Consider the following 14300-nt stretch of genomic DNA (forward strand, 5'->3'; position numbering starts at 1 on the left):
GAGTTTCCCCCTTACTTTCTCCATTCGTTTCTGTACCAATTTGCCTTCCCCCTCAGCACGTTCCCCCCGGTCCGAGGATCATCATAGTCGATCGTCCACTCTGGGCTCTCATCTGTGCCCAGATACTGCAGATCCCACCGCTCGCAGGTGGTACCTGGGCCATACTCGTCGCCCACAGGCAAGAGACCGTCCACGTTGTCAGCCGCCTCTGCATGGGTCAGCACTCGATCACGGTCGATGGTCAGCCACAGGGCTTTAGCCAGCACGGCTACCACCTGGGCCATGGTCTCGATCTGGGCAGCCGTGGGTGGGTAGTCGCCCAGGTCTGCCGTATCGGCTCCATAGCAGCAGCACAGAGTCACGCCTACGGAGCCTGTGTTGCGAGCCCATGTGTGAGTAAGGGTCCCGCTCAAGTCGTCCGTGCTGGCATAGATGGTGCCGTCCTGGTCGATACTGATATGATAGTCGTCAAAAAACTGGCCATAGCGGCCCGCTGTCCAATGCAGGTAGATTTTAACATCCCTCCCCAGTGCTTTGGCGTCTTTCCAGAGCTGAGGTCGAGCCTTCTCAGCCAGCGTCCGGATGTCTTCCAGTGTCACTTTTTTCATCAGATTTTTCCTCCTTTTCGTCTATATCAGGTATCCCGTCTTTATTGGAGTCGGTCACCCGGGGCACGATGTTCAGCAGCCCGGAGACCACGGCAGGCCCCAAGACCTGGTTCCCAATCCTCAGCGCTGCGTCGATCATCTTAAAAAGCCATTCCTCGTGGAGCCCTGTCGCTAGGGCAAAGACCCACAGAAAAAGGGCCAGCGTAAAAGGCGCCAGCCCTATGAACACGATAAAACGGAACAGCCACACGGATTGGATGGTAAAGCGCAGCTGTTTCAGGTTCTTCAATTTACGAGAGATTTGCTCAAGCATTTTTTCTGCTGCTCCTCCAATCCGTCAATGCGGTGAGTGTTGCTTTTTCCTCTGGCCTCGATGGCTTCTAGTCGGATTTCAATCTGTTCCCGCCTGGCACGCTCCTTGCTGAGTGTTTCATCCAGCTTGTCCAGGCTTTGTACTACCCGGTCCAGCAGGACCTTGAGCGGGCTGATGATCACATGGATTACCCACACGAGGGCTCCGCCCAGGAGAGTCAGAACAGCTACAATGTCGCCTAGTGATACATCCATAAGCCGCCTCCTTTTTTGTATAATGCTCCCTATATGAGATATAAGGAGATGTTTTGATATGAGATTGCCAAATGGTTATGGTTCCGTTTATAAGCTGGCAGGAAATCGGCGGCGCCCTTACGTCGTCAAGAAGACCATCGATGGACGGCAGAGAGCCCTGGGATATTTTGAGTCGTATCAAGAGGCCTTTGAGTATCTTGTTGAGATTAATCACTGCACACCCACCCATCAAGTCACGTTTTCCGCCGTCTATGCCGCATGGAGCCAGAGGCATTTCCCGGATGTATCGGCATCCAGCCGGTCGGCCTACTCCATCAGCTACAGGCATCTGAGTCCGCTCCATGCCATGCCGTTTTCGTCCATCGCCTATCCCGATCTGCAGAGTGCCTTGGATGCTGTCCCCGCTGGGTACTGCACCCGTAAAAAATGCCGTGTCCTGCTGAGCCAGATGTATAAGTACGCCATAAAAAATGGCATCGTTGACCACGATCTGAGCCCATTTGTTGAGCTCCCGAAGCACACCGTCGTCTACAAGAAGAAGCCGTTCACAGCCAGGCAGATTGGCAAGCTATGGCGGTCACTGGATGTTCCAGGCGTTGCCGATGCTCTTATCCTCATTTACACAGGTATGAGGGCCGGAGAATTCATCTCCCTGCGGCCGGGAGACATCAACGTCCGTCAGAGATACATAGACATCAAGCAGTCAAAGACGGCCGCCGGTATCCGCAAAATCCCCATACATCACCGTATCCTGGGGATACTCACAGAAAGGAAAGCGTCCGGCATCATCTGCCCGTGTCAGACCTACGACAGTTTCCGTAGGCTCTGGGACAAGGCCATGGAGGCGGTCGGGATGAAGCACACACCTCATGAGTGCCGCCACACCCTGGCCACGCTCCTTGACCGTGCGGAGGTCAGTGAGACAACCATCCGGATGATTCTGGGACACGCCAGACCGGGTATCACAAAAGGGGCCTACACACACAAGACCCTGTCAGACCTGCGGAAGGCCATAGACAGGGTTTAGTATGGTTGTAGCAATGACCTAGGAATGCAGAGCTAAAGCCTCTCTGTGTCTTGATGTAGGACTGTGCTTAGTATGGCTTTAGTGGGTCTTTGTCAATGGCATAAAGTGGGGTGAAATGGCATAAAATTGCTTTCCCAGGTATCCACCGATGAAATGCCTAGACATGCCCATAGAATGGATTTTTCTTGGGGAGAAAATAGTGGGGATGGAAGTTATACGTGGGGGCACGTTTTGATTAATAAAGCCGCTACACCATCCACAAGCTACAGTCCTAAAGATGGGGCCTATTCTGGGAAAAATGTTCCTCATGAAAACCTGCCCCCGATGGTAGCGGCGTTTTGTTGGAAACGTACGGCATAGCCACCGATGAGCTTCCGGCTATCTCTGGCACGGTCGGAAGCCGTGCAGGGAATCAAGGCGGGATTTTTGAACGGCCTGCAACCGGCGTCTTTTCGTACCAGGACGCAGATACGGGACGGACATATCAAGTCTACGGAAACGGCACTGAATCCTGGGTTACTTACCATACAGCCAAACTGTCATTTGGTAAAAATGCCCCTCATGCAAATGTCCAACCTAGTATGGCGGCATACGTTTGGCGTCGTACTGCATAGCCACCGATGAACTGGCTAGTCACAGCCATACCTACACGCTCGATACGACTAAAAAGGGTACGTCGCAAAATAATGGCAGTTGGTTCGTCGATGCCGGTACAATCGGCGAGCAAGCGACCGGAAAAAGCCGGTCTACGGATGCCACTGGTAAAAGCGTACCCCACAACAACCTGTCCCCGTCCATCGCCTCGTATGGCTGGTGCAGGACCGCCTAGGCCGTGCGTTTCCAGCAGTAGGCCGCTATAGATGGCTGGATGTTGTTATGAGCTGCATTGCCGCCAGTTCCGTCGGTAGTGCCAGCAGGGTCACCCAGACCGCCTTGCGGGGAATTTGCTGTAGTTCCGGCATTTTCGTTCCATTCACCAGACACCTTAAAAGCCCCCTGTGTATAGCGTTCCCATTTCCCGTCCCTGTATAGCTGCGGGGCGCCGCTTGCTACATTGTTCCAGGTTCTTACCATGTGCCCATGGGATGCGAGTTCATCGGTGGTGAGCTGATGTTTCCGTTCGCCGTATTTTTGGCCAGCAGTATAGGTGTAGCTACCGAAGGAGTCGCTCCCAGATCCCTGTGCAATCAGCGTGTACCCTGCTGGCAGAGCCTCCCACGTACCCCCGAAAAGGGTAGCCGGGCTCGTGCTGTCGTTGCTCCAGTAGTAGCTCCCGACAGGGTGGGCGTCCAGCTTTGCTTTCGTCTGGGCGGCCGAAACTGCCGTGCTGATGGCTTGCTCGTAGGCCGTTTTCTGCTTAGCCAGGGCATCAGCCAGGAGTTTTTGGACCCACGCCGTTGTAGGTACCTGCCCGGAGTTTTCCCCTCTGGCCGGGTCGGACGAATAAACCGCTCCCCATTTAGCCGTAGAGGTACCCAGGGAGCCTTCCCCATCGCCATTGGGTACGATTGCTCTTGTTGTCATTTGCTGTCACCATCCTTCTTTTCAGCAGCTTGCTGTTCCGGTTTATAAGCAATGCAGGCCGGGTTAACGCACTTGCCGTCCACCAGCTTATGAGCACAGTATTCGCAACGCTTCGGGAGCTTAAACATTTTCGACCGCCTCCTTGTATGCTTTTTGCAGGTCTTTAAAATCTGCCCGGATACTTTCCTGTGCGTCCGTGTCGCCGGTCAGGAGAGCCACGGCCATGGAGTTGCTCAGTTCCTTGACCGCACTGTCATAGTCGGCTTTGAGGGCTGCTTTCTGGTCTTCTTGTCGCTCTTCTTCCGTCGGTTCAGCCGGTGGCACATAGGTACGCTTAGCCTGGGCATCCAGCAGGTCCTGGATGCGGTCACAGTAACCGCTGTAGGTGCCGTTGGGATAATCTCGGAAATCTCCATCCACCACGCAGCACTCCTGTGCATCGTCATAGATGACGGATTCCGGGACGGATACAGCCCCTGCGTCGAGTAAAAAATTATCGACGGTATCGCTGTACTGCTTTTCACCGTCGATGATCAAAACTTTGTTTTTTAAAATCTGGAAAACACTCATTATTTCATTCCTTTCTCTGCTGATGAAATGCCCAGTCACGGGCACAGTGCATCCTGCTCGACCGCTGGAGCGCACTACCATGGATGCTTTGGCGACAACGGAAAAAACCCCTACGGCATCTACGATTCTGCCGAAAACCACGCCGGTTCGTCCGGGGCCGACTGGAACAACCCAACTGGCCGCACGAGTACTGACGGCAATCATAGCCATACGGTGACCATCGGTGCCACCGGAGGTAACGGTGGGCATGAGAACCGTCAGCCCTACACGGTGGTCAACTTCTGGCGTAGGACCGCATAATCAAGCTGTACGCCGCCAGAAATTCACTACGGTATAAGGCTGTCTGTTTTCGTGGCTTCCGTTGCCACCCGTAGAAGAGATTGTGATTGTATGAGAGTGACTGCCCGCATAGCTTGTTGTCCCCGTTGAAGCATGACCGGTGTTCGCACCTTTCTTCCCGTTGTCCGGGTTTCCGTCAGCCGCAAGATAGAATGTGTGAGTATGATTCCCATCCGTGGAACAGGATGCCGAATGGATATGGGCTGGCATTTCATCAGCAGAGAGTGGGTGCTTGACTTCGCCGCCTGTGGCTCCGTTGGTGTAAGTGTAGGTCACGCCGTTTTCAATGTACGTCCCTGCGCCCATCAGCACCCGGCCAGCTGCATACCGTTCCCATGTAGTCCCTGCCCACAGCTGGTTGGGGTTCTGACTCCCAGTGGTGGTGATGACAAATCCTACCGGATAGATGATGTCGATGATGTCCTTGACGGACCGCTGCTTGACCTGCTTCCAGGTTCCGTCAGCGTTCAGATAGTACTCGTTGTCCTGGCCGGCCATGGGACGGGGAACAAATCCCCGCTGCCCGTTGGCGGTCGACGTGCAGCCCTTGAAGTCGCTGTGGGCGTTGACGTCCGTCAGGTGGGCCTGGAACTCTGCTTCCCCTACCGTCTGGGTATCTGATACATGGACGGATACGGTTTCAGCGTCACCCACGCTGGTGTAGATACCGACTTCCTGGGGCGTCATGGGGGTATCCTTGCTGGGCAGCCAGTCCGTTTTTCCTTCATCGGCATAGCCGTAACAGAACAGGACAGCATCCCCGGTATACCCGTCCCAGCTGTCCCCGGTGTAGTAGGAGGATTCCACTTTCGCCCACAGCCCTACTTCAGAGATGTGGAACCCGGTGGCCAGCGTACTGTTCGAGAATTTTCCGAACGCTGCATACCGGCCTTCCGTTGTGTCTGTATTCTTGATTTTCTTCAGGCTAGTGATGTCGCTGGTTAGCTTCTCGTCGACCAGGGCCGTCATGGCACTGATGGTGCTGGTGTCCGTCGGCCTGCTGTCGCCGATGGCCATTTTCGTAAATACCAGAGGACATTTATTCACCCTGGACAGGGCGATCAGGTTGAGCCCCTGTTTCGTGGTAACGCATTGATGAAATTCAGCCATTGTCTCACTCCTTTTTTTAATCGTTGTAATGGCCGTACATGCTCAAATCCTCCTTGAGTGGCATGTACAGCACTGTATCATCCTCCACCGGCAGTGCGTCCAGCTTGCTGTCGGCGGCTATCTTTTCTGCCGTGTGGACGGTGCTGGAAAAGCGGAAATTCTTGATGCAGCCGTTGAATGGGTTGGCAATACAGTCGCCCATCCAGATAGCTGAGAGAACATCTTTGGAGCTGGCATCATGATTTGAACCAATAAGATTTCCGTTGAAGTACAGCGCAGCAACGCTGTTTTCAAATGTTACGGCGAAACGTTGGGGCTTATCAGTGGTAGCATCATCAGCCCAAATTGGCGATAAGTATCCCCCTCTCAAGCCTTTTTTAGCTTCATTAGTCTCAAATCTGAACATTTTCCCACCTGGGTTTTTGAGCCATCCAGCACGTGCGAACAGCATAGGCCATTCAAGAGTCTGTTTATCGTTTACAGTCAAATCAAATTCACACGTACACTTTGTCTTGTTGACCACCCATTCTGAAATGGTCAGACGGTCGGCGGCATCACGGGAGGTCGGGGTGAAGCTAGTGGCGTAGGGGCGGGCTTCCAGTTGGATGTCGTCGATATAGACGTCATCCCCCTCTCCTACGTAAATTCGGCAATGCAGAAGTGTGCTGTCTTTTACAGTGGTCTTGTACGTTACTGACAATTTTATCCACTTGCCTGTTTCTGACGTTGGCTGGCTGTTTAACCCGGGCCATGGCTTCGTACCTTCTTCGAGTCTAAGGTGGCATTTCCCGCTTACCACAAAAGCCATACAGGAGAATGTATAGATGGAATTAAATTTCGGTTTAATATCGAACTCCACTAGCTGTAGAGAGGTGCCATCTTTCAAATGGATGCTATTGCTATGGTTGTACGTTTCCTTCGAAGACAACTCAAAAGTTCCACTGCCAACGCAATTAAACCAGTAATCCAGCGACCCGTTCGTCACATCAATCACAGATGCCGCCAGATTCGTGGTGGTCGGCTCGCACAGCAGTCCGTTGTCCATGAACCGTGGCTCATTGACTTGATATGTCCGCCCCCCCAGGGCAGCAGTGGAAGCACGGGTGAAGGTGGCGGGGGCGCCGACTTGCTGTTTGACGCTACCATCTCCGCTGACGTAGAAAATCCCGTCCGTAGCACCCACTGGGGCTGCAGCAGCGGGAGACACTGTGCTGGTATTGGCGTTCCATACCGGGTTCGCCTTGAGTCCAAGCTCTGTCAGGTGGATGGCATCGTCTTTTATCTCGAATACCGGCGTATCCACGGACCACAGAACAGCCGTCTGCAGCACTTCGTCGTTGGCCAGCAGGCCGCACTCCACGCCCCTGGACGCCATTCGAATTACCGTACCGATGTACTCGGAAGCATCCAGATGGGTCTTGAAGTGGTAGGTGTGGCCCAGGTGGGCCGGCAGGTAGGTATTCACAGCCTCGTCTATTTTCGTGAAATCGTGCGTTCCGCTATCAGGTAAATAAATATCCACCGTATACTCGGATGGATGTTCCACAATCTGCGTGGCAGCCACTGTGGTGAACAGGTTAATCATCCTGGTCAGGAAAGCGGGAGTCACCGTTGGCGGCTTCCCCATTTTGGCCAGTACGGATGCCCGTCTGGTCTCCAGGTCCACACTGGTATTCACATTGATGCCCAGCATACGCTCCCAGGCCGCCATGCCCCAGGTAGCCGTTTCCGCGTGGAACTGTTTGGCTACGTCAATCTGGGCCAGCCGCTGACGTTCGTGCTCTTTCTGCAAACTGTCCTGGATGGCTTTGAATTCCGGGCTCAGATATAGGAAAACCGGCAGATACCTTTTCAGGTTTACCGGGTCCGTTCTCAAGAATTGGAAATCTGGTGTTTTCACAGGAACACCACCTCTTTCACATGAGGAATCTGGTCATCCGTAATACTGATGTTCTCGTTACTGTCGTTGATCAGAAGCCCACTGTAATCATCCACACCGGTCTTGCTGTCCGTCAGGATCATGTTGCCCACCTTGGCGTAGGAAATCGTAATTCCGGTGAAGTTCCGGCTCACGAAATACTTGTTCAGCATGGTCTTGATGTAGTCTGCATCTCCGCTGCCGCTGGTTACAGTTAACTTAATGGTAAGGTCGAGCAGGCTGGGCGATACCACCGTCACTTCTGGACCGATGGGCCGTACGCTTTCAATTTTAGCAATCACCTGATTCAGCAGATTCATGGAAGCCGGTTCCCCATTGGCGTCTGTTACCAGAACTTTTACCGTCCCTGGGCCTTTCCAGATGGGCAGCACTTTTACATGACCAACTCCGGGGATGCTGGAGGCCCATTCAATATAGTCATTTACATTCCCGCTGATGGCCGGCTGGGTCACGTGGAAATGGAACCGGTCATATAGATCATCGTCATTTTCCCGGTCAAAGCCATCTGCCATCGGATCAGGGTTGGTTACTGCAGTAATCCCCGGGATACTGATAGGAATGACCGCAACAGTGCCGGCGCTTACATTTCCCAATACTCCAGCTTCTGTGCATTTTACAGGAATGGTGGCTTCGTTTTTAACTGCGATAGTAGCAGTAGCGGCAAATGATATCCCTGTTTCCGTCTGAAACAAGGTTCCAATGGGAATTGTGCCATTACCTTTGACGACCACATTGCCAACCGCAGCCGTTGCTTCTTTGCGGATGATTCCATGATCTTCTGCAATCAGGGTCAGGTAATCCCCAGAAGCCGTCTCTGCAAAGGCCGCTTTGTACATTTCTTCCCGTTCCACTTCCTGTTTGGCAAATTCAATAGAATTGGATGCCAGGACATCATAAGCGAAAGTACCTTCATAGGTACTGACCTGACTGCCGGTATTCTGCTGCAGCCGCTTCAGGATAGTATCCTGACTTTCCGCTTCATACATTCATACTCACCTCCCCATAAATCGTTGTCAGATTGATATCCACCGTTAGCTTCTCCCGGCTTGGGGTGAATTCAATGCTGTCGATGCTTTTAATATAGGGATTCACCATTAGACATTCGATGATGATCCGCTTCATTTCACTGTATCGTTCCTGTACACCCATGACCTTGCCGATGAAAGGCCGGATTTCCAGTCCATACTGCCAACTGTATGCCAGATACCGGAAACGCTCTGTACTCAGTGCCTTATAGATCCAGATTTTCAAAGCATCATTGCCGGTAACGATGATGTGTTGCCCATTTCTGTCGTACCTAAAATCGTGCTTTTCAAAGTCATAATCCATTTCCCTGGGTACATCCAAATTTTCTTCAAAATCCGTTTCTGCACTGGTTCCCGTAAAAGGATATTCGTCACTCATGATTGTCACCTCCTACAGTTTCACCAGGCTGTCCGCTATGATGTACAGCTGGTTTTCTTGTCCGTCTACCGGAATTACCGCCACCAGGGTTCCCGGCTGCAGGGTATCCGTCCAGGTTTCATCATTATCAATAGGGTGATTGTGACTTTCGTAGGCTGGCATACCGGATCCGCCTCCTTTGTAGCTGGTTTCACCAACCACATGCCGGGTGTAATTCGGCAGCAGATACCGGCTTATGTACAGGTCCTTCGACTCCAGGAGGATATTGTTCATGCGGACTGTTAGATTGGGCGGCGGAGTAACTACAATGCCCACCTGGGTCCCCATGGGCTGCGCACCGTCAGCAATTCCATGCATCACATCAACAACCTGGGCCATGGATTGGGCGGCAGATGGGATTTCAGTCATGGTTACACCTTCCTTTCCCCGTCAGACAGTTCCTGTTTATCCATCAGGTTTTCAAATTCGATTTCCAGCTTCATGGTGTGGATACCATTTTCAAAGGTATGGCTGTCCGACTTGATCCAGAACTTTCCAGCCATTTCCGGCAGGATATCGCTGATCTTGATGGAGTAGGACGCCTTTGCCCGGTAGTCTCCCAGCATTTCCAGTATGCCAGTCCGATCAGGACCATGGAAAATTTTAGTCAGCTGGTCTTTCATGGCCTTGTTGGGATTCTGCTTATAGACAGCCTGAACCATGGAATATTTCTGGATGGAATCATCCTTTGATTCGTAGCCTATCACATTCCCCTGTTGGTCTGTGAGCATGATTTTGTTCACGACTTTTTCGATGGACTCTTTGTATCGGCTGTTCATAATGTTGGCGTACTGGTTAGCTTCGAAATTCTCAATGAGTGCACCCTTCCGGATAACATCCAGTTTGTCTCTATTCATGATTGCCTGGAAGACAGCATCCGGATCATCTTTTCCTTTGTTGGCATTCATTTTGGCCGCGGCTTCCGTATAAGCCATCATGATAATCTGGTACCCAGTTTTATTTTGAGCAATGAAAGAAACAGAAACTCCTGTTTCGGCCAGATTCCCGACCTTGATGCCCATTTCCTGGCATACAGAACGGGCAATGTCTTCTGCTTTGATATTGGAAAACTTGCGGGTGGTCCTGGATCGGGTCAGGATGAACAGATTGTCGTAGCACAGGACTCTGACGGAAGAAGCCTGGACATTTTTTTCGACACTATACACATTTCCCTGGAACTGCAGGTTTCCTTCTTCGTCATAACCATAGATTGTTTCTCCACAGTTGATGACATAGTTGGGCAGATTGGGGTCCCGGGCATCTTGAGCGTAGGTGAACTGCAACCGCCGGGCAACCTGCAGCCGGGATCCTTCCCAGGTGATTTTCCCCATGGTCAGGGTGGACAGATCATCCATGGATTCCGTCGTTTTCGTTGTCTTTTTCCCGTTCCGGTCCGTAGTGGTCTCCGTCTTGACGGATTTATGCTTGATAATCATAGTTTCTTCCCTACCATTCGGCCAATCCGCCCTGCATTATTGATAACCAGGGAACCCAGATTATTGCTTTTGGCTACCCTTCGCCAGTGGTTGTAATCCCCATAGGCTTTCTTGGTGGCGTCCAAAAAATCCCCTGCCTTCTTCTGCCAGGTCACTTTTTTCGGCGTATCCCCTTCCGGGCGTTTTTTTAGACCGGTCTTTTCGTCCACCGGTTTATTGTTGTTTGCGCTGGGGATATTCAAATCCTTGTATTCGGTAAAGCTCAGTTCATAGTAGATATCCCGGGTGCCATCCTTTTCAAAATAGTTGAAAGACATCAGCCCCATCATCAAATTGACGGGGCTGTCTGTGATGATCACCCGGACCGGCTTCCGGGCTTCCTTCACTTTGGTGAAGTATTCCACCAGTTCACCAGGGCTTTTGGTATCATCCACCGTAAAGGGGTATCCATGGGTCAGATCCGGAAAAAAGCTGGAAAACGTCAGTGTCCTGGCTTTGGGCATCCCGAAGATAATGGCTTCCCCCACACGGGTGATATCCACTACCTTGTTTTTCTGTCCCCCACTCATCTGGTACTTTTCTGGCGTAACCGGAATGATGACTTCTCCGAACTGTTCCGACTTCACCAGGATCTGCCTCCTGGTATTGACGAAATTCATTCCGTTGAAGAAGGCAGACAACACATTAAGGGCTGTTCCGAATGTGGTCATGCGTATCCACCTCCATAATTCTGCTGGCCCTGCATGATCAGCTGAGCCAGTTCATAGGCAATCTGCTGAATATCGCTTTCCTGCCGGACAATAAAAGTATTTCCACTGATGGTTACAGTAGGTGCTCCGGTAGGGGTGGCTTTGGAAAACTGTTTTTCCAGCATCCTTTCCGTTGTGGCATGGGGGTATATCCGGGAGCCGCCTGGCAGGTCGATTATTTCCCCCCCGTGTTCGTTGACTTCCGTCAAGCCGCCGGCATAGTACTCAGATCCGGTAGCATTATGGTCCCACCATTTGCCCAGGGACGTCCCTGCAAACCAGCTCTGAGCACCGGACAAAGCACCGGAAGCTTTGGCTCCGATATCGGCCCAGGCACTGGCAGCCGAATTTTTAATATCTGCCCAGATGCCAGCAGCTCTGCTTTTCAGTCCGTCCAGAGCGCCTTCGATGGTACCAATGGCATCATCTACATAACCGCCCCATTCGCTGGTGGTTTCAGATACGGACTGAGCAATATTCTCCCAGGCATTGCTCATGGATGTCTGCATTTCGCTGGCCTGGGTACCAATGCTTTCGCCCAGTTCCCCCATGGCGGTTCCAATGCCGGACAGCTTCTGCTGAGCAGTCTGCTTCATATTTTCCCAGTCCTGGTTAAACCGGTCTGCCATACCGTCCATGGAATTCCCCCAGTCATCCATAGCACTGGGTGCGTCACTGTTGAACAGCCAGTTCTTGAAGTTGGCCGTATCGGTTTGGAACCGGGAGGCTATATCTTGACCATTGCCCATGGTGTCACCATTGACGCCACCGTTCGTGCCCAGCCGGTCATCATAGGATGGCTGCAGGTACATTTCAGAACCAGCAGAACTCCGCTGAGAAGACCATGCCGGGTCCTGGATGGCCTGGTTGATAGCATCACCTACAGCGAAGCCCACAACAGTGCCCGCCGGGCCACCGATAGCCGTACCCAGGGCAACCGCCCCCGTTTGCACAGCACCACCAATTCCCACCCGGGTCTTTGCGTCTTTGCCTTCTGTCTTGACTACATCATAGGCCGTTTTCACTCCGGTCAGGATGGCCGGAAGATATCGGACAAAAGTGGCAGCCGCTGCAGCCCCACCAGATTTCTTTCCGCCGCCGGGGACCGGCACGGTGCCCCCTCCGGCAGAACCGGAAACAGTACCATTGACCACCACATTCCGGGCGTTGACCACCATGTCATTCATGCCAACACCTGTACCGGAAGCTCCCCCTGCCGTACCAGTATTTTTGAACAAGCCATTGAACTTCTTCAGCAGCCCAATTAGTTTCACCAATCCAAAAGCCAGCGTGCCACCAGCCAGCACAGAACCCATCCCATCCAGCTGGACGAATTTGTCAATGAGCTGCTGCACAGCGTTTTTGGCCACATCCACCAAATCTCTGAATTGGAATCCATCTTCCAGGCTTTTGGTGAATTTTCGCAGGTCGATAGTAGCCGCATCCACGAATTCTTTCATTCCGCTGCCGGGTCCCTGGCTCATAATGCCCAGCTGCACCGCTTCCCAGGCAGACTGCAGCCCTTTAATGGATCCCCAGAGATTGGATGTGGAAATGTTTTTCATATTTTTTGCTGCGCCCTGGGAATGATCAATGGCTGTCTCCAGTTTCTTCCAATCTGATTCATTGGCATTCATGATAGCCAGGAACCCGGAAATGGCATCTTCTCCAGCCAGTTGTTTGGCCAGCCTGGTCTGATCCATTTTGCTGAGCCCCTTGAAGTCTTTCCGCAGCTCTTTCATGATGGACCGCAGGCTTTTCACCTTTCCGGCAGAATCCGTCATAGAAAAGCCCAGTTCCGCCATGGCAGAGCTGGATTCTTTGGTGGGTGCAGCCATACGGGTAAACATGGATCGCAGAGCAGTTCCGGCCTTTTCTGCCTTGATGCCGCTGTTTGCCATGAGCCCGATAGCCAGAGCCGTGTCTTCGATGTTGAAACCTAAAGTACCGGCCAACGGGGCCACATACTTGAAGGTATAGCCCATCATGCCCACATTGGTATTTGAGTTGGTGGCTGCCTGTGCCAGTACATCAGCAAAATGCCCGGCATCTTTCGCCTGGAGTTTGAAAGCGCTCAAAGCATCCGTCACAATGTCGGATACCTGCCCCAGATCTTCTCCGGAAGCCGCAGCCAGAGACATGATCCCGGAAATGCCGTTCAGCATATCTTCAGTTTTCCACCCAGCCATAGCCATGTATTCCATGGCTTTCCCGGATTCTGTTGCCGTGAACTGAGTCATCATGCCCTGTTCTTTGGCTTTTGCCGTCAATCTGGCAAATTCATCGTCAGTGGCTCCGGCAATAGCCTTTACCCGGCTCATCTGGTGAGTAAAATCCGTATAAACCCGCAGAGTATCGGCTACGCCATACCCGATGCCGGCGAATCCTACCAGCTGAGTCGGCAGCCCGGACAGGAACCCGGAAGTCGCATTGGACAGTTTGCCTTTAATGTTCCCCAGCGGGCCGGGAATCTGCTGCTGGATACCCACCCGGATGCTGTGTGTTTTGGTGGTCAATGCCTTGATTTCATTGGCCACCTTTTTCACAGTGCCGGTAGCGGAATCATTGGTCTTGATGGTCGCTGTGTAAGTCCCCTTCAGGCCTTCCAGGGATTTTTTTGCCTTATCTGCTTTGGCGGCTGCCGAAAGAGCAGACCGCCCCATCTTTTCCATGGCGCTGCCGGTTTTATCGACAGATCCACTGGCGCCTTCCAGTGTGCTGGCAAAGGATTTCATGCCGCTTTTGGCTTTATCTACTACCGCGGTGAATTTATCCTTCAGTTCCAGTGTGGCGCTTAACTTGTAGTCGGCCATAAGCGAGGCATCCTCCCTTCTGCAATCGCCATTGTTCTTTCTCTCTGTTCCTTCTTTTCCTGTTCTACAGCGGCCCAACAAAACAGTTTTTCTGTTTTAGACAGGGAAAAGAAATAGTCCAAAGGGTGACCATGGAGGACCAGATAAGCAGCAGCTGCTGCCTCCCAGTCCTCTC

15 protein-coding genes are annotated in these 14300 nt (G+C 52.3%); 1 reads left to right on the top strand and 14 read right to left on the bottom strand.

Going from position 1 to position 14300, the window contains the following annotated elements; all coding sequences use genetic code 11:
- Positions 1-11 precede the first annotated feature (11 nt).
- From ACTQY5_RS02445 to ACTQY5_RS02455, 3 genes are read right to left on the bottom strand one after another with little or no spacing between them, the layout of a single operon-like run.
- The gene (locus tag ACTQY5_RS02445) at positions 12-608 is read right to left on the bottom strand and encodes a peptidoglycan recognition protein family protein (RefSeq protein WP_441368740.1); all 597 of its coding nucleotides are present in this window, start codon (positions 606-608) and stop codon (positions 12-14) included.
- On the bottom strand, positions 568-921 hold the full coding sequence (locus tag ACTQY5_RS02450; RefSeq protein WP_441368741.1) for a hypothetical protein: 354 nt from the start codon (positions 919-921) through the stop codon (positions 568-570). Before ACTQY5_RS02450 ends, ACTQY5_RS02445 begins: the two co-directional genes overlap by 41 nt.
- Positions 894-1175: a hypothetical protein gene (locus tag ACTQY5_RS02455; protein ID WP_441368742.1), complete on the bottom strand. Its 282-nt coding sequence runs from the start codon at positions 1173-1175 to the stop codon at positions 894-896. Before ACTQY5_RS02455 ends, ACTQY5_RS02450 begins: the two co-directional genes overlap by 28 nt.
- Positions 1176-1233: 58 nt before the next feature.
- Between ACTQY5_RS02455 and ACTQY5_RS02460 the strand changes: the two genes are divergently transcribed.
- Positions 1234-2202, top strand: a complete 969-nt coding sequence (locus ACTQY5_RS02460; RefSeq protein WP_441368743.1) for a tyrosine-type recombinase/integrase — start codon at positions 1234-1236, stop codon at positions 2200-2202.
- Between the two features lie 825 nt (positions 2203-3027).
- Here the strand turns inward: ACTQY5_RS02460 and ACTQY5_RS02465 are convergent.
- The 11 genes from ACTQY5_RS02465 to ACTQY5_RS02515 all read right to left on the bottom strand — a co-directional run bounded on the left by ACTQY5_RS02465 (position 3028) and on the right by ACTQY5_RS02515 (position 14125).
- Positions 3028-3726, bottom strand: coding sequence for a phage baseplate protein (locus ACTQY5_RS02465; protein WP_441368744.1), 699 nt, complete (start codon positions 3724-3726; stop codon positions 3028-3030).
- Positions 3723-3854 carry a hypothetical protein gene (locus ACTQY5_RS02470; RefSeq protein WP_281739270.1) on the bottom strand — a complete coding sequence of 44 codons (132 nt, stop codon included), beginning with the start codon at positions 3852-3854 and terminating at the stop codon, positions 3723-3725. Before ACTQY5_RS02470 ends, ACTQY5_RS02465 begins: the two co-directional genes overlap by 4 nt.
- Positions 3847-4506 carry a hypothetical protein gene (locus ACTQY5_RS02475; protein ID WP_441368745.1) on the bottom strand — a complete coding sequence of 220 codons (660 nt, stop codon included), beginning with the start codon at positions 4504-4506 and terminating at the stop codon, positions 3847-3849. Before ACTQY5_RS02475 ends, ACTQY5_RS02470 begins: the two co-directional genes overlap by 8 nt.
- A gap of 90 nt (positions 4507-4596) precedes the next feature.
- On the bottom strand, positions 4597-5745 hold the full coding sequence (locus ACTQY5_RS02480; protein ID WP_441368746.1) for a phage baseplate protein: 1149 nt from the start codon (positions 5743-5745) through the stop codon (positions 4597-4599).
- A gap of 16 nt (positions 5746-5761) precedes the next feature.
- Entirely contained in the window at positions 5762-7645 is a 1884-nt protein-coding gene (locus ACTQY5_RS02485; protein WP_441368747.1) for a putative phage tail protein, read from the bottom strand.
- Complete coding sequence (locus ACTQY5_RS02490) at positions 7642-8670, bottom strand: baseplate J/gp47 family protein (RefSeq protein ID WP_441368748.1); 1029 nt, start codon at positions 8668-8670, stop codon at positions 7642-7644. Before ACTQY5_RS02490 ends, ACTQY5_RS02485 begins: the two co-directional genes overlap by 4 nt.
- Complete coding sequence (locus tag ACTQY5_RS02495) at positions 8663-9088, bottom strand: DUF2634 domain-containing protein (protein ID WP_441368749.1); 426 nt, start codon at positions 9086-9088, stop codon at positions 8663-8665. The genes ACTQY5_RS02490 and ACTQY5_RS02495 overlap by 8 nt, the downstream gene beginning before the upstream one ends.
- A 12-nt stretch (positions 9089-9100) precedes the next feature.
- A complete protein-coding gene (locus ACTQY5_RS02500; protein WP_278763245.1) occupies positions 9101-9496 on the bottom strand; it encodes a DUF2577 family protein in 396 nt (131 codons plus the stop codon).
- A 2-nt stretch (positions 9497-9498) separates the two neighbouring features.
- Positions 9499-10563 (bottom strand): XkdQ/YqbQ family protein, encoded by a 1065-nt coding sequence (locus ACTQY5_RS02505; RefSeq protein ID WP_441368750.1) that lies wholly within the window; start codon positions 10561-10563, stop codon positions 9499-9501.
- Entirely contained in the window at positions 10560-11273 is a 714-nt protein-coding gene (locus ACTQY5_RS02510) for a hypothetical protein (RefSeq protein WP_441368751.1), read from the bottom strand. The genes ACTQY5_RS02505 and ACTQY5_RS02510 overlap by 4 nt, the downstream gene beginning before the upstream one ends.
- Positions 11270-14125 carry a phage tail tape measure protein gene (locus ACTQY5_RS02515; protein ID WP_441368752.1) on the bottom strand — a complete coding sequence of 952 codons (2856 nt, stop codon included), beginning with the start codon at positions 14123-14125 and terminating at the stop codon, positions 11270-11272. Before ACTQY5_RS02515 ends, ACTQY5_RS02510 begins: the two co-directional genes overlap by 4 nt.
- Between the last annotated feature and the right edge of the window lie 175 nt (positions 14126-14300).

The sequence above is a fragment of the Acidaminococcus sp. HCP3S3_H5 genome, assembly GCF_052122235.1.
In the GTDB taxonomy this organism is placed as follows: domain Bacteria; phylum Bacillota; class Negativicutes; order Acidaminococcales; family Acidaminococcaceae; genus Acidaminococcus.

Bases quoted from the DNA above. Each gene is read 5' to 3' on its own strand.
- ACTQY5_RS02445 (WP_441368740.1), bottom strand. From the start codon at position 608: ATGAAAAAAGTGACACTGGAAGACATCCGGACGCTGGCTGAGAAGGCT.
- ACTQY5_RS02450 (WP_441368741.1), bottom strand. From the start codon at position 921: ATGCTTGAGCAAATCTCTCGTAAATTGAAGAACCTGAAACAGCTGCGC.
- ACTQY5_RS02455 (WP_441368742.1), bottom strand. From the start codon at position 1,175: ATGGATGTATCACTAGGCGACATTGTAGCTGTTCTGACTCTCCTGGGC.
- ACTQY5_RS02460 (WP_441368743.1), top strand. From the start codon at position 1,234: ATGAGATTGCCAAATGGTTATGGTTCCGTTTATAAGCTGGCAGGAAAT.
- ACTQY5_RS02465 (WP_441368744.1), bottom strand. From the start codon at position 3,726: ATGACAACAAGAGCAATCGTACCCAATGGCGATGGGGAAGGCTCCCTG.
- ACTQY5_RS02470 (WP_281739270.1), bottom strand. From the start codon at position 3,854: ATGTTTAAGCTCCCGAAGCGTTGCGAATACTGTGCTCATAAGCTGGTG.
- ACTQY5_RS02475 (WP_441368745.1), bottom strand. From the start codon at position 4,506: ATGGCTATGATTGCCGTCAGTACTCGTGCGGCCAGTTGGGTTGTTCCA.
- ACTQY5_RS02480 (WP_441368746.1), bottom strand. From the start codon at position 5,745: ATGGCTGAATTTCATCAATGCGTTACCACGAAACAGGGGCTCAACCTG.
- ACTQY5_RS02490 (WP_441368748.1), bottom strand. From the start codon at position 8,670: ATGTATGAAGCGGAAAGTCAGGATACTATCCTGAAGCGGCTGCAGCAG.
- ACTQY5_RS02495 (WP_441368749.1), bottom strand. From the start codon at position 9,088: ATGAGTGACGAATATCCTTTTACGGGAACCAGTGCAGAAACGGATTTT.
- ACTQY5_RS02500 (WP_278763245.1), bottom strand. From the start codon at position 9,496: ATGACTGAAATCCCATCTGCCGCCCAATCCATGGCCCAGGTTGTTGAT.
- ACTQY5_RS02505 (WP_441368750.1), bottom strand. From the start codon at position 10,563: ATGATTATCAAGCATAAATCCGTCAAGACGGAGACCACTACGGACCGG.
- ACTQY5_RS02510 (WP_441368751.1), bottom strand. From the start codon at position 11,273: ATGACCACATTCGGAACAGCCCTTAATGTGTTGTCTGCCTTCTTCAAC.
- ACTQY5_RS02515 (WP_441368752.1), bottom strand. From the start codon at position 14,125: ATGGCCGACTACAAGTTAAGCGCCACACTGGAACTGAAGGATAAATTC.